Annotated in this window: 22 protein-coding genes; 12 read left to right on the forward strand and 10 right to left on the reverse strand. The window is 37.0% G+C overall.

Going from position 1 to position 22,297, the window contains the following annotated elements; genetic code table 11:
* Positions 1-67: 67 nt before the first annotated feature.
* Complete coding sequence (locus ACE3RB_RS04205) at positions 68-619, forward strand: ferritin (protein WP_142722778.1); 552 nt, start codon at positions 68-70, stop codon at positions 617-619.
* Between the two features lie 179 nt (positions 620-798).
* Positions 799-1,890 carry a redox-regulated ATPase YchF gene (gene ychF, locus ACE3RB_RS04210; protein ID WP_374463056.1) on the forward strand — a complete coding sequence of 364 codons (1,092 nt, stop codon included), beginning with the start codon at positions 799-801 and terminating at the stop codon, positions 1,888-1,890.
* A 168-nt stretch (positions 1,891-2,058) separates the two neighbouring features.
* On the opposite strand, the gene ACE3RB_RS04215 is transcribed toward ychF, so the two are convergent.
* The gene (locus ACE3RB_RS04215) at positions 2,059-2,217 is read right to left on the reverse strand and encodes a hypothetical protein (RefSeq protein ID WP_374463057.1); all 159 of its coding nucleotides are present in this window, start codon (positions 2,215-2,217) and stop codon (positions 2,059-2,061) included.
* Between the two features lie 157 nt (positions 2,218-2,374).
* Between ACE3RB_RS04215 and ACE3RB_RS04220 the strand changes: the two genes are divergently transcribed.
* Together ACE3RB_RS04220 and ACE3RB_RS04225 are read left to right on the forward strand one after the other, a co-directional pair.
* Entirely contained in the window at positions 2,375-3,313 is a 939-nt protein-coding gene (locus tag ACE3RB_RS04220; RefSeq protein ID WP_374463058.1) for a helix-turn-helix domain-containing protein, read from the forward strand.
* A gap of 89 nt (positions 3,314-3,402) precedes the next feature.
* The gene (locus tag ACE3RB_RS04225) at positions 3,403-4,167 is read left to right on the forward strand and encodes an SDR family NAD(P)-dependent oxidoreductase (protein WP_374463059.1); all 765 of its coding nucleotides are present in this window, start codon (positions 3,403-3,405) and stop codon (positions 4,165-4,167) included.
* 74 nt (positions 4,168-4,241) lie between these two features.
* On the opposite strand, the gene ACE3RB_RS04230 is transcribed toward ACE3RB_RS04225, so the two are convergent.
* Complete coding sequence (locus ACE3RB_RS04230; RefSeq protein ID WP_374463060.1) at positions 4,242-5,390, reverse strand: methionine aminotransferase; 1,149 nt, start codon at positions 5,388-5,390, stop codon at positions 4,242-4,244.
* A gap of 216 nt (positions 5,391-5,606) precedes the next feature.
* Here ACE3RB_RS04230 and ACE3RB_RS04235 point away from each other — a divergent pair, with 216 nt between their 5' ends.
* The 8 genes from ACE3RB_RS04235 to ACE3RB_RS04270 all read left to right on the forward strand — a co-directional run bounded on the left by ACE3RB_RS04235 (position 5,607) and on the right by ACE3RB_RS04270 (position 15,157).
* Positions 5,607-6,140: a DUF2867 domain-containing protein gene (locus ACE3RB_RS04235; RefSeq protein WP_374463061.1), complete on the forward strand. Its 534-nt coding sequence runs from the start codon at positions 5,607-5,609 to the stop codon at positions 6,138-6,140.
* A gap of 230 nt (positions 6,141-6,370) precedes the next feature.
* On the forward strand, positions 6,371-8,257 hold the full coding sequence (locus tag ACE3RB_RS04240) for a DNA topoisomerase IV subunit B (RefSeq protein ID WP_374463062.1): 1,887 nt from the start codon (positions 6,371-6,373) through the stop codon (positions 8,255-8,257).
* 114 nt (positions 8,258-8,371) lie between these two features.
* Entirely contained in the window at positions 8,372-8,848 is a 477-nt protein-coding gene (locus tag ACE3RB_RS04245) for a hypothetical protein (protein ID WP_374463063.1), read from the forward strand.
* Between the two features lie 7 nt (positions 8,849-8,855).
* Positions 8,856-11,447 carry a DNA gyrase/topoisomerase IV subunit A gene (locus ACE3RB_RS04250; RefSeq protein ID WP_374463064.1) on the forward strand — a complete coding sequence of 864 codons (2,592 nt, stop codon included), beginning with the start codon at positions 8,856-8,858 and terminating at the stop codon, positions 11,445-11,447.
* 36 nt (positions 11,448-11,483) lie between these two features.
* Complete coding sequence (locus tag ACE3RB_RS04255; protein ID WP_374463065.1) at positions 11,484-12,125, forward strand: rhomboid family intramembrane serine protease; 642 nt, start codon at positions 11,484-11,486, stop codon at positions 12,123-12,125.
* A gap of 31 nt (positions 12,126-12,156) precedes the next feature.
* Entirely contained in the window at positions 12,157-13,245 is a 1,089-nt protein-coding gene (locus ACE3RB_RS04260) for a helix-turn-helix domain-containing protein (protein ID WP_374463066.1), read from the forward strand.
* A 158-nt stretch (positions 13,246-13,403) separates the two neighbouring features.
* Complete coding sequence (locus tag ACE3RB_RS04265; RefSeq protein WP_374463067.1) at positions 13,404-14,189, forward strand: SDR family NAD(P)-dependent oxidoreductase; 786 nt, start codon at positions 13,404-13,406, stop codon at positions 14,187-14,189.
* A complete protein-coding gene (locus ACE3RB_RS04270; RefSeq protein WP_374463069.1) occupies positions 14,186-15,157 on the forward strand; it encodes an NAD-dependent epimerase/dehydratase family protein in 972 nt (323 codons plus the stop codon). The genes ACE3RB_RS04265 and ACE3RB_RS04270 overlap by 4 nt, the downstream gene beginning before the upstream one ends.
* Before the next feature lie 52 nt (positions 15,158-15,209).
* Here the strand turns inward: ACE3RB_RS04270 and ACE3RB_RS04275 are convergent, their stop codons facing one another.
* From ACE3RB_RS04275 to ACE3RB_RS04310, 8 genes are all read right to left on the reverse strand, one after another.
* Positions 15,210-16,751, reverse strand: coding sequence for a hypothetical protein (locus ACE3RB_RS04275; protein WP_374463070.1), 1,542 nt, complete (start codon positions 16,749-16,751; stop codon positions 15,210-15,212).
* Between the two features lie 7 nt (positions 16,752-16,758).
* Positions 16,759-17,331: a hypothetical protein gene (locus ACE3RB_RS04280; RefSeq protein WP_374463071.1), complete on the reverse strand. Its 573-nt coding sequence runs from the start codon at positions 17,329-17,331 to the stop codon at positions 16,759-16,761.
* Positions 17,332-17,813: 482 nt separating this feature from the next.
* Positions 17,814-18,173, reverse strand: a complete 360-nt coding sequence (locus ACE3RB_RS04285) for a DUF4180 domain-containing protein (RefSeq protein WP_374463072.1) — start codon at positions 18,171-18,173, stop codon at positions 17,814-17,816.
* A 2-nt stretch (positions 18,174-18,175) separates the two neighbouring features.
* Positions 18,176-19,198: a serine hydrolase domain-containing protein gene (locus ACE3RB_RS04290; RefSeq protein WP_374463073.1), complete on the reverse strand. Its 1,023-nt coding sequence runs from the start codon at positions 19,196-19,198 to the stop codon at positions 18,176-18,178.
* 27 nt (positions 19,199-19,225) lie between these two features.
* A complete protein-coding gene (gene prmC / locus ACE3RB_RS04295) occupies positions 19,226-20,074 on the reverse strand; it encodes a peptide chain release factor N(5)-glutamine methyltransferase (protein ID WP_374463074.1) in 849 nt (282 codons plus the stop codon).
* Positions 20,075-20,833: a peroxide stress protein YaaA gene (gene yaaA / locus ACE3RB_RS04300; protein WP_374463076.1), complete on the reverse strand. Its 759-nt coding sequence runs from the start codon at positions 20,831-20,833 to the stop codon at positions 20,075-20,077. It abuts the gene before it with no gap.
* A 4-nt stretch (positions 20,834-20,837) separates the two neighbouring features.
* Positions 20,838-21,542: a lysostaphin resistance A-like protein gene (locus ACE3RB_RS04305; protein ID WP_374463077.1), complete on the reverse strand. Its 705-nt coding sequence runs from the start codon at positions 21,540-21,542 to the stop codon at positions 20,838-20,840.
* A gap of 2 nt (positions 21,543-21,544) precedes the next feature.
* On the reverse strand, positions 21,545-22,156 hold the full coding sequence (locus tag ACE3RB_RS04310; protein WP_374463078.1) for an L-threonylcarbamoyladenylate synthase: 612 nt from the start codon (positions 22,154-22,156) through the stop codon (positions 21,545-21,547).
* Positions 22,157-22,297: the final 141 nt, after the last annotated feature.

Raw genomic sequence — 22,297 nt, forward strand, 5'->3', positions numbered from 1 at the left:
GTAAAATAAAAACTGTATCGGAATCATTTTTGCATGAGTTACCCCATAATCACCAAAATATAACATTATGAATACCAAAAGACTTTCCGACAACATGGAAAAGGCATTAAGTGATCAGATGAACAAGGAAATTCATGCATCACACGTTTTTTTATCCTATGGAATTTGGGCTGATGATAAAGGATATCAGGGAATTGCCAATTTTCTTTACCGCCATGCTCAGGAAGAAAGAAATCATTCGATCAAATTCATGGAATATATTTTAAACAGGGGAGGAAAACCAAAAGTTGAAGCTATTCCGGCTCCTCCGGCAGATCCTGAAAACCTTACGGCTTGCTTTGACGGGGTTTTTAAGCATGAAGTAGATAATACAACTGCTATTTACAGAATTGTAGATCTTTCTATGGAAGAAAAGGACTGGGCAACATGGAATTTCATGCAGTGGTTTGTACAGGAACAGATTGAAGAAGAAACATTGGCTCAGAATTTAATTGATAAATTGAAAATTGCCGGTGGAGACAGAGCCACAGATGAATCTTTATTTACTTTAGATAAAACTTTACAGGAAGCACCCAATGACGTTCCGCTGGCTCAGGAAGCTACCGGAGACAATCCGTAAGGTCGTTTGGTGAAATCCAAACTTTTGAAAATCTGTCAGAACACTGGCAGATTTTTTATTATGAAACTCGTTCAAAAATCACTATCTTTGCGCACTCGTAATTCAAGGTTCGGAGTTCAATGTTTAAAGTTGCAGAAACCTTGGGTTGCTCCTAAACCTTAAACTTTGAATTTTACAATATGAAATGTGGAATCGTAGGCCTGCCGAATGTAGGTAAATCAACTCTTTTTAACTGTCTGAGCAATGCTAAGGCTCAATCAGCAAACTATCCTTTCTGTACTATTGAGCCGAACTTAGGAACGGTTTCTGTACCGGATCAGAGATTGTTTGAACTGGAAAAAATCGTAAAACCTGAGAGGGTTTTGCCAGCTGTAGTTGAGATTGTTGATATTGCAGGTCTTGTGAAGGGAGCCAGCAAGGGAGAAGGATTGGGGAACCAGTTCCTAGCCAATATCCGCGAGTGTGAAGCAATTATTCACGTTTTAAGATGTTTTGATAACGGTAATATTGTTCACGTAGAAGGTTCAGTAGATCCGTTAAGAGATAAGGAAATTATTGATATTGAGCTTCAGCTGAAAGATCTTGAAACAGTAGGAAAAGCAGTTGAGAAAGCTAAAAAATTCATTAAGTCAGGGAAGAAAGAAGATATCCTTACTTACGAAACCCTTCAGAATTTACAGAAATTCCTTGAGGATGGTAAAAATGCAAGAGAATTCGCTACGGATGATTTTACAAAATCAATTATCGGAGAAGTTCAGTTATTGACCAATAAGCCGGTACTTTACGTTTGTAATGTAGATGAAAATTCTATCAAAAACGGAAACGATTGGATTGGTAAGATTGAAGAAATGGCTCAGACTGAAGGCGCAGAAGTAGTGGTATTAGCTGCACAGATTGAAGCTGATATCAACGAGCTTGAAACTTTTGAAGAAAGAGAAATCTTCCTTGAAGAACTGGGGCTTACAGAACCGGGAGTTAACCGTTTGATCAGAAAAGCTTATGATCTTTTGAAACTTCAGACCTATTTTACAGCCGGAGTAAAAGAAGTAAGAGCATGGACTATCGGACAAGGTTGGACGGCTCCACAGGCAGCGGGAGTTATTCACACAGACTTCGAAAAAGGATTTATCCGTGCAGAAGTGATCAAGTATAACGATTATATTACCTACGGTTCAGAAGTGAAAGTAAAAGAAGCCGGAAAGCTTTCTGTAGAAGGTAAAGAATATATTGTTCAGGATGGTGACATCATGCACTTTAGATTCAATGTATAAATAAAGTATTAAAGTTAGTTATAAAGAAAAGCGCTTCCATGTATTTGGGAGCGTTTTTTGCATTCATATGGCTTTGATTTTAATTAACAAAGGTATTAAGATTAATGAAATTTGATATCGTACAAATGAAAATCGCTCCCGATCAGAGAGCGATTTTATTATTTGAGATTAAAATTCGATACCTGGCTGGCATTGTATTTCTGCACAGGTAAAAGAATATTTCTTGCAGGTCAGATCCGGAAGCAGGCACATTTCTTTTCCTCCGGTAATGACTCTAAGTTGCTTTTTGTTCAGTTTTTTCCCTTGTTTTAAGTTTTTGTTTTCCATTGTTTTGATTTTTAGTGAGTTAGTTTTAACGAATGTATAAAAAATAAATGAAATATATCACGATGTTTAGAAAAAATAAAATGTTCTATTTTAGAAATTTATTCTGAAACTGAACTGTTTATAACTTCGTATATTTGAATTTTACAAATCATTTGTGATGGAAAAAGTAGCACACACTTCACTGGAAGATTTTTACAGGGAAATGGCAGCCAAGCTGGGCAAAGACCTTGAAAGTATTTTTCCGAAAGGACTTCATAAAGACATAGGTCACTTTAACGTCTTTGATATTGCGCAAACAATTGAGAAGGTGAAAACTACTTCTGAAATGCCTTATAACAGGAGAAAGTACTATAAAATCAGTTTTATAAAAGGAAGGAACAGGGCAGAATATGCAGACAAGGTTATTTCTATAAAGCAGAATGCGTTATTATTTGCAACCCCAAAAGTTCCTTATCACTGGATGCCTGAAGATCCTGACCAGTCAGGAAGTTTCTGCATTTTTACAGAAGATTTTTTCATTAAGGACAAATCTTATTACCACCTCGAAGATCTTCCCATCTTTCAGCCTGGAGGAATACCTGTCTTTGAAATTGATGATGAACTTGCAGAAGAAATTGAAAACCTTTTTAAAAAAATAAAAAAGGAAATTGAATCCGATTATGTATTTAAATATGATCTGATCCGAAACTATGTACTGGAATTAATCCACTATGGACCGAAATTACAGCCGGCCTCCAAAATATCAGCATCCAATGATGCTTCCATGCGGGTGGTTTCTTTATTTATAGAGCTGCTGGAGAGACAGTTTCCTATCGAATCCTGGGAGCAGCGGCTGCAATTGAAGACAGCTAAGGATTATGCAGACCGGCTGGCGGTTCATGTCAATTATCTGAATAAAAGATTAAAAGAAAGCACCGGAAAGACAACGACAGAGCTTATTTCTGACCGTATTGTTCAGGAAGCCAAAATACTTTTAAAACAGACAAAATGGAATGTTTCGGAGATTTCTTATGCCTTGGGATTTGAAGAAATTGCTCACTTTTCCAATTTCTTTAAAAGAAAAACAACCTTTACTCCATTGGAATTTCGTTCCTGATTTGAATTTTGCAAATTTCGGATTGATTCAGGCAAACACTTCAGTCTGAAAATATCCCAACTTTGTATCATCAAAATAATCAAAATACAATGAACACAAAAACAAATATTGCACTGGTAACCGGAGGAAGCCGTGGATTGGGAAAGAACTCAGCCCTTAAAATCGCTCAGAAGGGATTAGACGTTATCATTACGTACAGAAGCAACAAAGAAGAGGCAGAAGCTGTAGTTAATGAAATAAAATCGATGGGGAGAAATGCTGTCGCGTTTCAGCTGGATACCAAAGACATAAAAAGTTTCGATGCTTTTGTAAAAGATGTAACGGGTCATTTGCAGGAAAACACGGGAAGTACTCATATTGATTATCTTATCAACAATGCAGGTACAGCTTTATATTCACCAATTACTGAAGTTACGGAAGAGCAGCTGGATGATGTGGTGGATATCCACTTCAAAGGTGTCTTTTTCCTGACTCAAAAATTATTGCCATTTATCAATGATGGAGGAGGGATTATCAATATATCTTCAGGATTGGCAAGATTTGCAACACCAGGATCTTCTGTCTACGGATCAATAAAAGCCGGGGTAGAAATGCTGACGAAATATATGGCTAAAGAGTTGGGACCAAGAAAAATTAAAGCTAATGTGGTAGCTCCGGGAGCAATTGAAACCGATTTCGGTGGAGGAAGAGTGAGAGATAATGAAGAAATCAATGCAATGGTAGCTGGTGCAACAGCTTTGGGAAGAGTAGGTCTGCCTGATGATATTGGTGGCGTAGTAGCCTTCCTGTGTACGGAAGATGCAGGATGGATCAACGGACAAAGGATTGAAGTTTCCGGGGGGATGTTTTTATAACATGTAAACGGATAGTCATATTAAATAGATCGGCCGGCTCATTTGAGCCGGCCGATTTTATTTATCTATTGTCATTAGATCTTTGAAAGGTTTTCAAGAGCCTTTTCTAACGTTTCTCTTTTCTTGGCAAAACATAACCTGATCACATTTTCATTCAGTTTATTTTTATAAAAAGACGAGAAAGGAACGCTGGCTACCTTATGAGTAATGGTAAGTTCAGAGGCAAAATCAAAATCATTTTTATCCGAAATCTTATCATATTTTACTGCCTGAAAATAAGTTCCTTCACAATCCAGCAGTTCAAACGAAGTTCCTTCCAGACCTTTTCTCAGAAAATCTCTTTTTTCCTGGAAAAATTGGCTTAGCTGGCTGTAGTGTTCATCATTTTTCATGTATTCAGCCAATGCCAGCTGGATAGGAGTGTGTACACAGAATACATTGAACTGATGAACCTTTCTGAATTCATCCGTAAGGTTTTTAGGCGCGGCACAATAACCCACTTTCCAACCCGTAACATGGAAAAGCTTCCCAAAAGAGGCAACAAGCAGGCTTCTTTCTTTCAGTTCCGGATATTTACAGATGCTTAAATGCTGTTTTCCGTCAAAAACAATATTTTCATACACTTCATCACTCAGGATAAGAATGGAAGTGCCCTTTACCAGGTCAATCAGCTCCTGTATATCATTTTCTTTCAGGATTTTTCCTGAGGGATTATTGGGGTTGTTGAGAATAATCATTCTGGTTTTTTCGCTGATAAGTTTTTTTACAGCAGTCCAGTCGATTTCATAATCGGGAGCTTTCATTTCAAAACGTTTTACAACACCTCCGAAAAGCTCTACAGTGGGTTCATAACAATCATAAGCCGGCTCGAAAATAATCACTTCATCATCTTTTTTTACAAATGAGGCAATCGCTGTAAAAATAGCCTGAGTTCCACCTGCAGTAACAGTTATTTCAGAATCCGGATGGTAAACTGCCTGATGACTGTTTTCAATTTTTCTTGCAATTTCTTCCTTTAAACCGATCATTCCGCCGAGAGGGGCATACTGGTTGAAGCCTTTCTTGATAAAATGGTCCACATAATTGAGTAATTCCGGATCAGGCATAAAATCAGGAAAACCCTGAGACAGGTTGATTGCTTCATTTTCATTGGCGAGCTGAGTCATCTGGCTGAAAATAGTAGTTCCTACATTGGAAAGTTTTGATAAAGGAAGTTGTATCATAAAAACAGTTTTGTTGACCGAATTTAATGAAATATTTAAAACAGTTTGAACTTATGAGAATAAAAATCAGAAAATGATAAAATCAGAGCTGATATTCGTTAAAACATTATAAGTTTCAATGTAAAAAATATTTTAAACATTTGTTTAAATTTTCCTTTTAAATCAGCAGAAATAGAGCTACATTTGTTTGACAAACAACCATTAAAAACGATGACAATGAAGATTAAGAAAACAGAGTTTCCTGAAAAATCCGTTTTATCAAAAGGAAAAAAAGATTTCGATTATATCGATAGTTTTGAAGGAGAATTTGCGGATGGCGGCCGGAATATTGATATCTCAGAAATAGGAAAAGCTTTTTTTACAAGCGGACCAAAATGGGGTAAGAAAATGTTTGCTTTCAGGAATAAAGCAGTGGGAATATTCGGACTGAAAACCGGATCTGAAACGCAGCAAAAGGAACGGGATTTTAAATGTGAAGTAGGAGAGCGTGCGGGACTTTTTAAGGTGTTTGATAAAACCAGCAATGAAATTGTTCTGGGAGAAGATGATAAGCACTTGGATTTCAGAGTATCTCTTTTAGTTGACAGGAGTAAGGTGCATCCTGATGAAAATTCACTTATCATTTCCACTACCGTAAAGTATCATAACTGGCTGGGTGTGCTTTATTTTCTGCCTGTACGGCCTTTCCATAAGCTCATTGTACCAGCTATGCTGAAAAATATGATTGAGCAGCTGGAAAGTAAAAAATAAAATACTGATCTACGGATACAAAAGCAAAAGTTCTATAATTTTAAATATATTAATGAAAATTTTCAGAGTTAAAATGAATTTTGTCTGCTTTTGTATATCAACAAATTTAAAAGGCTTAAAAATCAATGACTATTCTTCTCATTGAACAATAAAAGTTAGGAAAAAATGACTTCTAAAATTCGGATAATTTTGGACAATTTTGTATTTTTGTATGTTTGCTGAAATCATATATGTCACAAGAAATAAATCCAACCTATTCCGAAGATAATATCAGAACCCTCGATTGGCAGGAACACATCCGTCTGCGCCCCGGTATGTACATCGGGAAGCTCGGTGACGGGTCTTCTGCTGATGACGGTATTTATATCCTGTTAAAAGAGATCCTTGATAACTCTATTGATGAGTTCAGGATGAGGGCAGGAAAGAGAATTGAAATAAAGCTGGACGACGGAAAAGTCACAATCCGTGACTTCGGACGTGGTATTCCGCTAGGGAAAGTCGTAGATGCGGTTTCAAAAATGAATACCGGAGGTAAGTACGACAGTAAAGCTTTTAAAAAATCTGTAGGATTGAACGGGGTGGGTACCAAAGCGGTAAATGCCCTTTCCGATTACTTCAGAGTCCGCTCTTTCCGTGACGGAAAAATGAAAGCTGCCGAATTCTCCCGAGGTATGATCAAGGAAAACTTTGATGAAAAAGAAACTTCAGACAGAAACGGTACTGAAATTTCTTTTATTCCTGATGGAGAAATCTTCCTGCATTTCAAGTACAGAAAAGAGTATATCGAAAGAATGCTCCGCAATTATGCGTATCTGAATCCGGGACTTAAGATTCTTTTCAACGGGGAAACCTATTATTCTGAAAACGGTCTTAAAGACTTACTGGAAGAAGAGCTGGAAAGTGATATCCTATATCCGATCGTCCATTTAAAGGATGATGATATTGAGGTGGCTATTACCCATTCTGACAAATCTCAGACAGAAACCTATTTTTCGTTCGTTAACGGACAGAATACGACGCAGGGAGGTACACACCTTAATGCATTTCGTGAAGCATATGTAAAAACTATTCGTGAGTTTTTCAATAAAAGTTTTGATGCTTCGGACATCAGAAAATCTATTATTGCAGCAATCTCGATCAATGTGGAAGAGCCGGTTTTCGAGTCTCAGACCAAAACAAAATTAGGATCTAATGACATGGGACCGAACGGACCTACAGTCAGAACCTTCATTATCGATTTCCTTAAAAGCAAACTGGACAATTTCTTACATAAAAATCCTGAAATAGCAGAAGCAATTCAGCGAAAAATATTAATTTCCGAAAGAGAAAGAAAAGAGCTTTCGGGAATTCAGAAACTGGCCAGAGAAAGAGCTAAAAAAGTATCTCTTCACAATAAAAAGCTTCGTGACTGCAGACAGCATTATAATGATCAGAAAGCCGAAAGGAAAGGAGATACCCAGATCTTTATTACCGAAGGGGATTCGGCATCAGGATCTATTACAAAATCCAGGGATGTGGAAACGCAGGCGGTATTTTCACTGAAAGGTAAACCTCTGAACTGTTATGGGCTTACCAAGAAAGTGGTATATGAAAATGAAGAATTTAACCTTCTTCAGGCAGCTTTAAATATTGAAGAAAGCCTGGAAGACCTTAGATATAATCAGGTAATTATTGCTACCGATGCCGATGTTGATGGGATGCACATCCGGTTACTGATGATTACCTTCTTCCTGCAGTTCTTTCCTGATCTGATTAAAAACGGGCACCTTTATATCCTTCAGACTCCTTTATTCAGAGTAAGAAACAAAAAAGAAACCCGATACTGCTATACAGAACTGGAAAGAGTAAAAGCATTAAACGAACTGGGAAAAAATCCTGAAATCACACGATTTAAGGGATTGGGAGAAATTTCTCCGGATGAGTTTAAGCACTTTATTGGTAAAGATATCCGTTTGGAACCTGTAGTGGTAGGAAAAGACCAGACGATTGATCAGCTCCTGGAATTCTATATGGGGAAAAATACTCCGGACAGACAGACTTTCATTCTTGAAAACCTTGTTGTAGAAGATGACTCTGATATTGATAAAAAAGAAATTCTGGATGAAGTAGAAAATTAAAACTTGAAACTTGAAACTTAAAAACTGGTTGTAAATATCAGTATATTGACTGAAAAAAAAACACAATTTTGGATGAAGTAAGAATTATAAAACTTACACAGCCAAAAAAATAAAATGAGACTAAGTAACCGTAATAAAGCATCAGTTTATAACTCTTTGAGTACGCTGCTTTTGATGATAACCGTATTAGGTATAATTGCATTTATTGCTAATGAATACAGGTTTAATGTAATAGGTAAAGAAAGTTATTTATTGATTATTGTTCCCGTTCTGCTGCTGATCATATTTTACATCAGCGGAAGGCAGATTTTTGAATATGACAGTGATGGAGAAGCTTTGAATTTTAAAAACAGGAATATTATTCCCTTTTTAGATAAGCCTCTTCACGACGAATTTCCAAAATACAAACTGATAAAATATGATGTGGTCAGTATTCTCTTTTTCAAAAGATTATACATTACCGTTTCCAGCAAAAATAATGGTTCTACAATACTTAAGTACCAGATCTCTTATTTGAACAGAAAAGAAGTAAACGATTTAAAACTCTCTCTGAATAAAGTAGTGAAAACTAATAAAGAGAACAAAGATTAAAAAACAGATGACGACAGAAGAATATTCGCATGAAGGTGAAAGCTTGAAAAAAGTTTCCGGTTTATACAAAGACTGGTTCCTTGATTATGCTTCCTATGTAATTTTGGATAGAGCTATCCCTTCGATATACGATGGTTTAAAACCCGTTCAGCGAAGAATCATGCACTCTATGCGGGAACTGGAAGACGGCCGTTACAATAAAGTGGCCAATATTGTGGGAAATACCATGAAATATCACCCGCACGGTGATGCTTCCATTACAGACGCCATGGTGCAGATCGGGCAGAAAGAGCTGTTGATAGATACCCAGGGAAACTGGGGTAATATTTATACGGGAGACTCTGCTGCTGCTGCGAGATATATTGAAGCAAGACTGACTCCCTTTGCGCTGGAGGTGGTCTTTAATCCTAAAACTACAGAATGGACAAAGTCTTATGACGGAAGAAACAATGAGCCCATTGATTTGCCTGTAAAATTTCCTCTGCTCCTGGCACAGGGAGTGGAAGGTATCGGGGTAGGACTTTCCACGAAAATACTTCCTCATAACTTCAATGAGCTTATCAATGCCTCTGTAGCCTATTTAAAAGGTAAAAAAATTGAACTGTATCCAGACTTTTTAACAGCCGGTTATCTCGACGTTTCTGAATATAATGACGGCCACAGAGGAGGAAAAGTAAGAGCAAGAGCAAAAATTACCCAGACGGATAAGCACACATTGGTGATTTCCGAACTTCCATACTCCAAAACAACAACCGACCTTATTGACTCTATCTTAAAAGCCAATGAGAAAGGAAAGATCAAAATTAAAAAGATTGAGGACAATACTTCAGATAAAGTAGAAATCCTGATTCATATTCATAATGATGTTTCTCCGGATAAAACCATTGATGCCCTGTATGCCTTTACAGACTGTCAGGTAACTATTTCCCCGAATGCCTGCGTTATTGTGGGAGATAAGCCGATGTTCATGAATGTATCTGAAATTCTGAAAATGAATACAGATCATACGGTATCCTTACTGAAAAAAGAACTTGAAATTGAGCTTCATGAACTTCAGGAAAGCTGGCATTTCTCCTCATTGGAAAGAATTTTCATCGAGAACAGAATTTACCATGACATTGAAGAAGTGAAAACGTGGGAAGATGTATTAAAGACCATTGATGCCGGATTAAAGCCTCATACAAAACATCTTTTAAGAGCCGTTACAGAAGAGGATATCTTAAAACTGACAGAGATCAGAATCAAGAGAATTTCAAGATTTGATTTAGATAAATTTAAAGAAAATATTGCATCACTGGAAGGCAAGATAGAACAGGTAAAATACAATCTGGAGAACCTGATCGCTTATGCTATTGATTATTATTTAAATATTCAGAAAAAATACGGGAAAGACAAACAGAGAAGAACTGAGCTCAGAATCTTTGATACGATTGATGCTACAAAAGTAGCCGTAGCCAACGAAAAGTTCTATGCGAATTTTGAAGAAGGTTTCATCGGTACATCACTCAAAAAAGACCAGTATTTGTTTGACTGCTCTGATATTGATGACATCATCACATTCAGAAAAGACGGAAGTATGAAGGTTGTAAAAGTGGAAGCAAAAACTTTCATCGGAAAAGATATTCTTCACGTTGCCGTATGGAAGAAAAACGACAAAAGGACAGTGTATAATATGATCTACCGTGAGGGCAGGGAAGGACCATATTATATGAAACGTTTCTCTGTAACAGGGGTAACCCGAAATACAGATTATCCGTTAGCTTCAGATAAAAAAGGTTCGGAAACACTGTATTTCTCAGCCAATCCAAATGGAGAAGCAGAAACAGTAACAGTACTTTTAAAGCCGAATCCAAGAATCAGAAAAAATAAAATGGAGATCAATTTCTCTGATCTTGCCATCAAAGGACGTGATTCCAAAGGAAATCTGGTCACAAAATATGCCGTGAAGAAAGTAGACCTGAAGGAAGAGGGAGTCTCCACCCTGGCTCCAAGAAAGATCTGGTTTGATGATACCATAAGAAGACTGAATGCGGATGCAAGGGGAACATTACTGGGAAGCTTCAAAGGAGATGATAAAATCCTTACCATCAATACAAACGGTGAAGTAAAACTGGTTTCTTTTGATCTTGGCAACCGTTTTGATGATGAATATCTGGTGCTGGAAAAGTGGAAACCTGAACAGCCGATTACCTGCATTTATTATGACGGAGAAAAAGATATTTATTTCATTAAGAGATTCTTACTGGAAAATACGGTTAATGTGCAGACTTTCATGCCATCTGAACATCCGAAATCCTTCATTGAAAATGTAATTGTTGCCAATGATGCCACTGCAGAAATTATTTTTGCGAAAGATAAAGGAAAAGAACGTGAGCCGGAAACGATCAATATTGATGAGTTTATAGCAGTAAAGGGAATAAAGGCAATCGGAAACCAGTTTACCAAGTTCAAAGTGAAAGCCATCAATATTACCATTCCTGAACCGGTGGAAGAAGAACCTGAAGTATATGAAGACCCTGAACCAACCGGGGATCTTGACGAAGACGGAGGAATGATTGGAGATCTGTTTCAGGATGACGGGAATAATGAAAATGAATAGATTTCTGTCTGTTCCGGTATAATTTAAAAAAATATCATGGATACAATTGTTATCATTATCATTGCTGCCACATGTATTTTCAGTTACATGGGGTTCAATAATACAGCATTATTTGAAAAATATAAATTCAATGTTGCAGCTATTGCCAACCGAAAGGAGTATATCAGGCTGATCAGCTCTGCATTTTTGCATGCCGACTTTATGCATTTATTTTTCAATATGCTTTCCCTGTATTTTTTCCAGGGAGTAGTTATTAGTTTCTTTGGTGAAACAGGATTTTTAATCCTTTATTTTGGATCCATGATCCTTGGGAACTTATTCAGTTTGCAGATCTATAAAAATCAGCCGTGGTATTCCGCAATCGGAGCATCAGGCGCTGTTTCAGGGATTATCTTTGCCTCTATAGCGATGGCTCCGAATGAGATCAGTGTCAACTTCTTACCGGGATGGTTATTCGGGACCCTGTATTTCGGATACTCAGTGTATATGATGCTGAACCCTAAACAATGGGATAATCTGGGACATGCAGCACATCTGGGAGGTGCTTTTTTCGGATTGGTTTACTCTATTGTGATGCATCCTCAGCTGGCCATGAGCAACAGTCTTTTCTTGGGAATCATGTCGCTTCCGCTGATTTATTTAGGATATGAAATTTTTGTAAGGAAACGAATAGGATAAAAGACTATTTTTAAACAAAATATCAAAACCAATGAACACATCAGAGTTAAACAGTTTCATCGTGATACTTATCTATGGTTCATTGGTTTTGCTTTCTCTGCTGAAGCTGGCCAATCCTTTGAAAGTAAACCATAAGGCTAACTTCTGGTTTGGCATATTTCTTTTTCTGTGGTCTACCTTTTGGCTGGATGAAGTTCTGTTTCTCATTACCGGCTCAATAGTAGAATTCCATTCTCTCTTTTGGGTCAGATGTATCCAGTTTTTTACCCCCATTGTTTTTTACTTTAGTGTGCTGTTCTATACCAACCCTTCCTTTACCTTTAAAATCACTGATGTAAAGTTTTTATTGCTTCCCGCAGCTTTTCTGGGTTGTCTTATGCTGGTGAGAATGGGGTATGAAACACCATTTCAGTACATAAGTATTATTTTAATCCTGATTCAGGCTTTTTTCTATACCCTGCTTTCCTATATTACCATCAGAAAGCACCAAAGGAGAATCCAGCAGTTTTCCTCCAATACGGAAGGCATCAATCTGAACTGGCTGGAGTATATCATTCTGGTAATGCTTATCGTCAACATCATTTATATCATTTATAACCTGTTCTATGATCCGAAATCACTGAACTTCTTCATCAACACTGCTTTTTTACTTGTGATATACTGGGTGGGATACTATTCCATGAAACAAAGAGAGATCTATCCTCTGGAAGAAAAACAGAGAGAAGAACTGATCTCTATTAATGAAGATTCCGGTTCGGAAGAAGTGAAGAGAAAGCTGATTTCTGATGAGGAATTGTTAAAGATTAAAATTTCCCTTGAAACTCTTATGGAAATACAGAAACCTTATCTTGACAGCGAGCTGAATCTTATCAGGCTGGCAGAAATGCTGTCCGTTTCTACCCACCATTTATCTTATGTCATCAATACAGGTTTCGGGAAAAATTTCTTTCAGTATGTGAATGAGTACAGGATAGACCACGCCAAAAAACTTCTGAAAAATCGGGACAGCAAATTATCTATTCTGGGAATAGCTTACGAATCCGGGTTCAATTCCAAAACTTCCTTTAATACCACCTTTAAAAAAGTGACCGGACAAACTCCTTCCGAGTTTAAAAAATAAGTTCTGTTTTATAAGTTTTAACTTTTATTGAATTTAAATTATTGATTTTCAGTGTTTTGTAGTTTTCATTTCTCTTTGGTTAAAATCCGTTCGTCCGGATAATCCTGAACATTAGAGCCTCGCTTCCACCATAGCTTTGTACCATAAAATTTAAACTTATGGATACCAAAGAATCATATGCGGTAGTAACGGGAGCAAGCCAGGGACTTGGAAAATCATTCGCTGAACATCTGGCAAAACAAAAGATCAATGTTGTCCTTGTAAGTCTTCCGCATCAGAATCTCAAAGAATTTTCCCACAAACTCGAAAAGCTGTATGAAGTAAAAGTTCAGTATTATGAAACAGATCTTTCCGTGAATGAAAATGTCATGAAACTTACCGAATGGCTCAATCAGTCTTTTGCCATTCATATTCTGATCAATAATGCAGGCCTTGGCGGAACTAAAAAATTCACGGAAGCTACTTCTGATTATATCAATACCATTTTGCAGGTGAATGTTGCGGCAACTTCTTTAATTACCCATCAGCTGCTTCCCAATCTTTTAAAACAGCCGAAAGCTTATATTCTGAATGTTTCAAGCATGGCTGCATTTTCTCCGATAGGCTTTAAGACGGTATATCCGGCATCCAAAAGTTTTATCCATTCCTTTTCAAGAGGACTGCATGAAGAGCTTAAAGGTACTAATGTCTTTGTAAGTGTTGTCAATCCGGGTGCGATGAAAACCAATTCGGATGTTTGTAAAAGAATAGAAAAGCAGGGCTTTATGGGACGGTTAACGCTTTTAAATCCTGATAAGGTAGCTTCTTACTGTATCCGGCAGTTATTTAAAAAAGATTCCGTAATTATGGTGAATCCAATCAGCTGGCTGGTGATGAAAATTTTACCCATATGGATAAAGCTGCCATTAATGACCCAGGCTATAAAAAGAGAGATCGAAGCATGAAAAAAATTTGCGTAACCGGAGCTACAGGGCTTCTGGGAACTAATGTTATCTTTAAATTATTACAAAATGGTTATTCTGTTATTGCTCTGGTGCGCAAGAAAAGCAGCTGGCTGGGTGAAGAAAACGAAAATCTGAAACTGATAGAAACAGATCTTTTATCCGATGTTTCAGCTTATCTTAACCATATTGACTGTATTATTCATATAGCTGCAGAAACACGTCAGAATCTTGTAAGCTATCATGAATACAGGAAAGTGAATTACGAAACGGTTGTAAATCTGTTCACCTGTGCAGAGCTGGTGGGCGTAAAAAAGTTTTTATTTGTAAGCACGGCCAATACCTTAGGATTTGGAGAGACAGCGTTCTGGGGAAGTGAAAAAGCACCACAGATATATCCCTTTACCCATTCATGGTATGCCCAAAGCAAACTTGCTGCTGAAGATTATCTTTTAAAAAACTTTAAAAACACTGAGGTTGTTATTGTAAACCCTACCTTTATGATCGGAGCTTATGACAGCAAGCCAAGTTCAGGCAAGATTATTTTCTGGGCCTGGAAAAAGAAATTGATATTCTATCCGAAGGGAGGGAAGAACTTTGTACATGTGGAAGACGCTGCCAACGGGGTAGTGAATGCAATTGAAAAGGGGCAGAATGGTGAGAAATACCTTTTAGCCAATGAAAATTTGAGCTACAGGGAATTTTTCCGGAAAGTAAGCCGGATTACCGGTCAAAAGCCAGTCATGATAGCTATTCCGGACAAGGTATTAAACTTTCTTGGGTTAATTGGTGACGGCTTGCGAAAATTAAAAATAAAAACCAATCTCAGCTCTTCCAATATGAAGGCACTTCAGATCCGTAATTATTATAACAACCGGAAATCGGTAGAAGAGCTTGGGATCAGTTACCAGCCAGTTGATAAAGCAATTGAAGACGCTGTCCGGTATTTTGTGAAGAATAAAAAACATTGATTTTTATCCGTTAAAAATAAAAAACCAGCTGCTGAGAGCTGGTTGTATCAAATTATCTTGTAATTTTCTGCGTTACATTTTTATTGGAAATAACGCAGGCTTTACTGCAGTTATTTGAACTTGAAATATTAACCTGTACCAATGCAGGCAATGATCTGTATTCTTCCTTATTGTAAGGAGCTTCTGTACCATTGCTTCCACCACCTTTAATATCATATTGTATTTGAGCCACTCCGGTAAACCCAACCGCGGGCTTGAAAGAAAGCGCTCCGGTAGTGGGAAAATAGGTCCATGTCCCCTGACTGTTCGTATAGACACCGCCTGTTATATTCGGAATCACAGCTCCGTTATTGTCCAGAAAACGGAATGAGTTAAAATCAAGATTATCGTACGAAAGAGTTGGCGGATTCTGACCGTTTGCTGAAGAATAAGCGGCATCATTAAGCAAAGGATAATATGTTGACTTAATCCCCGGGCAACCTGCAAACAGATCATCCGTTACTTCAGCTGCATAAGGTCTTGTAACCCCCAGATTTTTCAGCAAATGTATATTTCTGGCAGCTCCGGTAGACGCCGCAAAACCAATTCTGAAAGTAGGAGGAGGTGAAGTATCCAGCGTTCTTACGGTAGTGTTGGATATAGTAGTTTCAGTATATTTCAGAGAAGTCGGGTAATAATAATTATCAATCACTTTTTCTTTCACAGTTCCGTGCTGTATTTCCAGGGTGACATTGTAGCCTCCGGCAGGATTGGGAACCAACGTAATATATGCTTTACGGAATCTTGCATCATTTTCATTCTGAGGAATTGTAGTTCCGCCACTTTCAATACTGAACTGCTGAAGATTCGGATTTTTGATACCGATATATTTTCCGGTCTGGGTGTCAAGATAAGCAGACCTGTTGCTGCTGGAGGGAGCTGCATTGGTAGCAGTACTGTAAAGAAGAGGGTAACCATTGTATCCGGCAGGCTCAGCCGATGATAGGTATTGGTTTCCACGTTTTGCCCTTAAAGAAACATTGCTTCTTCCATCTGCCAGTGTTACGCCAAAAATCCCGTTTCTAATCCTTTCAGTCTGTTTAAAGCTTGTTTTAAAATTCCCGAATTCATCCAGTCCTATTCCCAGATAGGCTCCTCTCAGTCCTTCCGTAGATTCACCACCACGTACAAAACTATATCCCAGTCCTCCGCCAAAATAGCCGAGATTGAGCTGCTCTTTAGGAATGGAACCGTCTACTAAAAATATTGAAATACCATCTCCTCCGTTAGTATTTCCTCCATAAATGGCAAATTCAAACTCGAACTTGATTCCCTGATCACTTTTGAATATTTTATCTGCAAGTATAACTCCTCCAGAAATATTATTCACACTTCGGGTAAGCCTTAGCCCATCCGTGGTAAAAGTAGCATCATTCTGAACACCGCTGGTAGCCACCTTATAGGCCTCCTGAGGCTGTAATCCCTGTGTGAAATTGACAAAATACGGATAACCGGTTCCCTGTTCATTCTGAGCCTGGATATTCTGTGTGAACATCATTAAGGGAAGCAGAAACAAAACCTTTTTGTATTGTACAATTGAGGTACTTTTTATCATAGCTCAATTATTTAACAACAAAAACAATATTAATAAAAGAACAGTCTGTTGCTGCAGCCTTCACGTCGTAAGTCATTACACCATCATCAGAAATAGAAATATTACTGAATACATTGGGATCAGCGTCGGTTACATAATAATAAAGGTCTTTACTGGAAGGGAAAAAAGGAATTGCGGCAGGAGCACTGGTACTCTTCGCTTTTGGAGAACCGAACTGAGTTTTATACAGGGTATACAAGTCTTTAGTCCGGCCATTGGCTGTGGTTGAAGTGTCAAAAGAAACACTGGGCATATAAAACATTTTTACAGCATTACTGCTGATACATAGCCAATCAGGTTTGGTAGGGGTTCCTATATTCTGGCTTAAACATTTCTTATCAGTGTCGTAGATAAGAAGTGAGTTGGCCGGATTGGCAATAGCATCTCTCTTTGCTGTGGTAAGCCTTGGTATCAGCAATCCTTTATTCTGACTGTAAATGTCCAGCATGGCACTTCCGTCAGGTGTAGAGGTGTTAATACCAACTTGGGCAAAAGAAAATGAACTAATTAAAACGATTGGTAGAAATAATTCTTTAATCATGATGAATTAATAATTTTTTATCTGTGTATTTTATGTGTTTATGTTGTGTTTTTTTGAAAATCCGGTCAGCTTTATTCCAAATGGATATAAGCATATATGACAATTCATTGGAATAATGATTTGTACTGATATAATGGCATGATGGGGTTCTCAGGCCCAAAACCAAGAACAGATTGAACGTGCATGTCTCAAAGAGAACATACTATGGCTTTACCTGAAAGGATCGATAAAGTAAATTGATTTAAGCAGTCTGTAATATTGAATATATGACAGTGGATAAGTGAAAATCATAATTTGTGTGTTTTTGCAAATATACGAAAAAAACACTGAAAAACCTGCTTTGAAGGGCTTGGGGATTGATTTAACACTATTTGTTAGTTAAACTAATGGTTTTTAATTTAAATTTTTATTAAAATAATAAGATATATAGATTATTTTTAATACATAAAATATTGCATTCTTTTTAAAAACAACTGAAAAAATTATTGAGAGAGCTTTTCTAATGCGTCCTCCAATAATGCTACAAAATTGACATGTCTTGTTTTATTGCTTTCAAAAATAAAATCCTTTATGCTTTTACTTTCATATTTACTGAAATCACCAACAATAGCTAATCCTATCCGATAGTTTGAGAATTTCTGCAGGATTTCACCCGCAATTTTTGTTTTTAAATCGAAGAATTCCGGCGTGATGTTTTTTTCATAAAGAATTACTTTGTCAAACCCCTGATAATAAATATTTCCCATGAGATCAAGCCCATCCTGTGCTGATTGGATTACCATATTGTCAGAAATTATTTCTGCTATCTTTATATTGTTGATTTCGTGTGGTTGAATAATCATGTTTATTGTATTGTTTTTTTTATGTCGTATAAAAAGTTCCCTAAAGGAAATGCATCTCCCTGATTAGTAAGCGCAATAATGCAGCTGTTATGCTTCAAATCTCTCCAGAATAAGGCTTTAAAGCCGTTCAGGCCACCTGTATGCATTGCTGATTTTTCTCCGTTTTTATTTTCTAAGAACCATGCAAACCCGTAGTCTGATATCTTTCCGTCGGACAATTGGAAGGAAGAATACATCATATTGGTATTTTCTTTATTAATTAAGGTATAGTTTCGTAAAGCCTGATCAAACTTATAAAGATCTTCAGGAGTAGAGTAAATTCCACCATCACCGGTTGTTAAAATTGAATAATCATCCGGTTGTTTTTGCTTATTATATCCTGATGCTTTATTCTGAATAACTGTGCCAGGTTCATATACATAAGTGTTACTCATTTTTAAAGGAGCAATAATCTGTTCATTGATCAATGTACTGTAAGATGTACCTGAAACCTTTTCAATGATCCGGGATAGAATTATATATCCGCTATTGCTGTATTTAAACTCGCTGTCAGGAGTGAAATCAAGACTTTTAAGATCAGCCAGCCAGTCAATTACCTCCTGATTGGTTAATCCCTTTTTAGAAAACAGATTTTCATAATCCCTGATTCCCGAAGTGTGATGCAAAAGCTGTCTGATCGTAATGTTTTTAGCATATTCCGGAAGCTTTATGAACCGGGAAGCTTTATCATCAAATTTCAATAACCCTTCTTGCTCCAGCAAGATAATAGCTGCTGCAGTAAACGGCTTACTGAGGGATGCAATATAAAATGAAGTATTTTTATCTGCTTTCAGTCCTTTTTCAAAATTGCGGAAACCCAGAGCAGTATCACAGACAATCTGACCGTTTTTTACAATCAGAACCGAACCATTGAATTCTCCTTTATTGTAATATCCATTTATAATATCCTGAGGATTCTGTTTACAGGATACCAGCTGAGTAATGAGTAAAACAAAGATGAGAAAGTTCCATGTCAAAGTTTTCATAGGTTAGTTATATGGAAGTAAAATTACTTATTTCCTTCCATAAATAAACCTGTCATTTTCAGATAAATCCTTCAATAATTGAGCGTCAGAAAAGTATTGATACAATTTCAGCGTTTCGGGTCCTAATTTCTGGTTGATTTCTAAAAATAAAAGTCCATTCTCCGGTAAATATTTTTTAGCATCTTCTGCAATTTTCCTGTAAAAGATCAAAGCATCAGCAGTGGGGGAGAAAAGTGCCATTTTAGGTTCAAATTCTTTCACTGAATCTGCAATTTCAATCTCTTCCTCAATCCCGATGTATGGAGGATTTGAAATGATGATATCGTAGCTTTCACCCAGTTCATAATTAAGATAATCGGCGTGGATGAAATTGATCTCCAACTGATGGTACTCTGCATTTCTTTTTGCGGTATCCAGGGCCTTTTCAGAAAAATCAACAGATGAAACATGGGCTTCAGGAAAATACTTTTTTAAAACCAAAGGAATGATTCCGCTTCCGGTTCCGATGTCTAAAATTTTTACATCCTGAGCCTTAAACTTTGAATTTTTAATCTCCCTGATCGCAATTTCCAGCAGCTCTTCCGTTTCAGGACGGGGAATCAGTATATTTTCATCTACGAAAAACTTCATTCCGTAAAATTCGGTTTCACCCAATATCTGCTGGTAAGGTCTTCCGGTTTTAAGTTCTGAAACGAGGTGGCCAAGTTTTTCTTCATCAGCCGTTAAAAGTTCCTGTTCGGAAAATCTTCTTTGCCGGAAATTATCAAAATCTGTAATCTGATGAATGAACAAAGACGATAAAAATGCACTTTCCGACTCAGTATAAAGACCGGAAAGCTCTGCTTTGAAATATTTTTTAAAGGCTGAAATTGTCATTTATCTTGTAAAAACCAGTTTTGTATCTGTGGATTTTTCTTCATCAATTCTGTATCCTTCATAGTTGAATGCTTTTACATCCTCCAGGGTTTTAGCATTGGTTTCTGCACAGAATCTTACTACAAGACCTCTTGCATGCTTGGTGTACACTACAATGGTCTTTAGTTTTCCGTCTTTTAATTCGTAAAAATCAAAATCGATTACTTTATGGTTTAGCTTTTTTCTGTCGATTACTTTTCCGTACTCATTGCTGGCAAGGTGAAGTAAAATTTCTCCTTTTTTCATTTCGGAATTCAGCTGTTCCGTGATCTTTTCTCGCCAGAATTCATACAGGTTTCTGTATTGCTCAAATTCGAAAGGACGTCCCATTTCAAGCCTGTACAGCATTACTTTATCCGATGGTTTCAATAAACCGTAAAGCCCGGAAAGGATTCTGTAATTTTTCTGAAGGTAATCTACCGCATTTTTATCCAGTGTTTTGGCATCCAGCCCTCTGTAAACTTCTCCTGTAAAGGCAAACATGGCCGGAGCAGATTCTTTTGCAGTAGGTTTGGATTTCCATTTTTGATTTCTTTCCCAGTTTTCATCAGCCAGTTTAGCTGATATTTCCATCAGCTCGGAAAGATATTTTGGTGATTTTTCTTTTAAATAAGATTGTATGAATGCAGCATCTTCAATGAATTTCGGAGTAGTGGTTTTCAACAGATCCGTTGAATTTTCTACGTTCATCAATTTTGCCGGGGATGTTATAATTTTCATAATGTTAAAATACAGATAAGTGTTTAATATCAATAAAATTCATACCTGTCATTGCTATAAAATCAATCATAAAATGACAGATAATCAGAACTTTAATATTTGAATAGCGTTTGTAAAATAAGGCAAAAACAAGTCCGATAAACAAAGGCCCGAGAACCTGAGCTATGGTACCGTAAGTGCTATGCAGAATTCCGAACAAAACAGCTGAAATAATAATTCCTGTTGCCGGATTATTATAAATTTTTTCAATCCTGGACTGTATATAGCCCCGTATCAGGAATTCCTCTACAATGGCTGCTGTAAGTGATGTAAAAATAATTAAAAAATAGTTGTTTCTGAAAATAGGTATAAGATTCAGAAGCTTATCACTTACTTTTTCTTTTATGACGAACATACTGAAGGCATTCAGAATGGCTCCGCCGAGTATACAGATAAAATATAAGCTCAGAACAGCTTTGATATAAAATCCTATGTCATATTTTTTCTCTTCTTTAAGCAAAAAAGAGTTTTTCTCAACAAAAATACTGTACAGGAATACAATAATCAGAATGACCCACAGTATAATTCTGCTGAAGAAAAAATGGTCTGCTGTAATTTTTCTTATTCCTGTAATCAAAGTGATCGCCGGATTAGAATAAAGCATCGCAGCAGCTAAAAGAATAAAAGTAAGTAAAATTCCTGCGGTATATTTCCCGGTAAGACTCATCATTATTAAATAATTCCTTTTCCCTGACGGATAATCTCCGGTTCTCCTGATGTAAGATCTACAATAGTGGATGCCACATTATCCCCATACCCTGAATCAATCACAATGTCTACCAGGTGATCATATTTTTCTGCAATAAGCTCAGGATCGGTAGAGTATTCAATGATTTCATCATCATCCTTAATGGAAGTTGAGGCAATAGGGTGCCCCAGCTTTTCAACAATAAGCTGCGGAATCGGGTGATCAGGAACACGGATCCCGATTGTTTTATGACCTTTATAGGCTAAAGGCAAGCTTTTATTAGCCTCCAGAATGAAAGTAAACGGACCCGGGAGATGGTTTTTCAGAAACCGGAAAACAGAGGTGTCAATAGGTCTTGTAAAGTCAGACAGATGACTGAGATCATTACAGATAATCGAGAATTTTGACTTCTCAAGCTTCATTTTTTTGAGCTGGGCCAGTTTTTCCATGGCTTTTATATCAAAAATGTTACAGCCTAAGGCATAAACCGTATCTGAAGGATAGATGATCAGCCCGCCATTATTTAATGTTTTAATAACCTCATTCACAAGATTTTCCTGTGGGTTGTCCGGGTAAATTTTCAATATTTTTGCCATAGAACAAAGATACAAATAATAAAATAGTTTTTATAAAAGTCCTTTATTTAAAAGAAAAATTAGGATTTTTAAAAATTATTCGTACCTTTGCAATCCAATATCGCGGGATGGAGCAGTAGGTAGCTCGTCGGGCTCATAACC

Origin of the sequence: Chryseobacterium sp., from assembly GCF_041914225.1 — a bacterium.
Taxonomy (GTDB): Bacteria; Bacteroidota; Bacteroidia; order Flavobacteriales; family Weeksellaceae; genus Chryseobacterium.

Excerpts from the sequence above, each read along its gene's own strand:
- ACE3RB_RS04255 (WP_374463065.1), top strand. The coding sequence starts at position 11,484 with ATGGATACAATTGTTATCATTATCATTGCTGCCACATGTATTTTCAGT.
- ACE3RB_RS04290 (WP_374463073.1), bottom strand. The coding sequence starts at position 19,198 with ATGAAAACTTTGACATGGAACTTTCTCATCTTTGTTTTACTCATTACT.
- ACE3RB_RS04260 (WP_374463066.1), top strand. The coding sequence starts at position 12,157 with ATGAACACATCAGAGTTAAACAGTTTCATCGTGATACTTATCTATGGT.
- ACE3RB_RS04225 (WP_374463059.1), top strand. The coding sequence starts at position 3,403 with ATGAACACAAAAACAAATATTGCACTGGTAACCGGAGGAAGCCGTGGA.
- ACE3RB_RS04310 (WP_374463078.1), bottom strand. The coding sequence starts at position 22,156 with ATGGCAAAAATATTGAAAATTTACCCGGACAACCCACAGGAAAATCTT.
- ACE3RB_RS04215 (WP_374463057.1), bottom strand. The coding sequence starts at position 2,217 with ATGGAAAACAAAAACTTAAAACAAGGGAAAAAACTGAACAAAAAGCAA.
- prmC (WP_374463074.1), bottom strand. The coding sequence starts at position 20,074 with ATGACAATTTCAGCCTTTAAAAAATATTTCAAAGCAGAGCTTTCCGGT.
- ACE3RB_RS04230 (WP_374463060.1), bottom strand. The coding sequence starts at position 5,390 with ATGATACAACTTCCTTTATCAAAACTTTCCAATGTAGGAACTACTATT.
- ACE3RB_RS04250 (WP_374463064.1), top strand. The coding sequence starts at position 8,856 with ATGACGACAGAAGAATATTCGCATGAAGGTGAAAGCTTGAAAAAAGTT.
- ychF (WP_374463056.1), top strand. The coding sequence starts at position 799 with ATGAAATGTGGAATCGTAGGCCTGCCGAATGTAGGTAAATCAACTCTT.
- ACE3RB_RS04305 (WP_374463077.1), bottom strand. The coding sequence starts at position 21,542 with ATGATGAGTCTTACCGGGAAATATACCGCAGGAATTTTACTTACTTTT.
- ACE3RB_RS04285 (WP_374463072.1), bottom strand. The coding sequence starts at position 18,173 with ATGATTATTCAACCACACGAAATCAACAATATAAAGATAGCAGAAATA.
- ACE3RB_RS04270 (WP_374463069.1), top strand. The coding sequence starts at position 14,186 with ATGAAAAAAATTTGCGTAACCGGAGCTACAGGGCTTCTGGGAACTAAT.
- ACE3RB_RS04240 (WP_374463062.1), top strand. The coding sequence starts at position 6,371 with ATGTCACAAGAAATAAATCCAACCTATTCCGAAGATAATATCAGAACC.
- ACE3RB_RS04235 (WP_374463061.1), top strand. The coding sequence starts at position 5,607 with ATGAAGATTAAGAAAACAGAGTTTCCTGAAAAATCCGTTTTATCAAAA.
- ACE3RB_RS04265 (WP_374463067.1), top strand. The coding sequence starts at position 13,404 with ATGGATACCAAAGAATCATATGCGGTAGTAACGGGAGCAAGCCAGGGA.
- yaaA (WP_374463076.1), bottom strand. The coding sequence starts at position 20,833 with ATGAAAATTATAACATCCCCGGCAAAATTGATGAACGTAGAAAATTCA.
- ACE3RB_RS04205 (WP_142722778.1), top strand. The coding sequence starts at position 68 with ATGAATACCAAAAGACTTTCCGACAACATGGAAAAGGCATTAAGTGAT.
- ACE3RB_RS04220 (WP_374463058.1), top strand. The coding sequence starts at position 2,375 with ATGGAAAAAGTAGCACACACTTCACTGGAAGATTTTTACAGGGAAATG.
- ACE3RB_RS04275 (WP_374463070.1), bottom strand. The coding sequence starts at position 16,751 with ATGATAAAAAGTACCTCAATTGTACAATACAAAAAGGTTTTGTTTCTG.
- ACE3RB_RS04245 (WP_374463063.1), top strand. The coding sequence starts at position 8,372 with ATGAGACTAAGTAACCGTAATAAAGCATCAGTTTATAACTCTTTGAGT.
- ACE3RB_RS04280 (WP_374463071.1), bottom strand. The coding sequence starts at position 17,331 with ATGATTAAAGAATTATTTCTACCAATCGTTTTAATTAGTTCATTTTCT.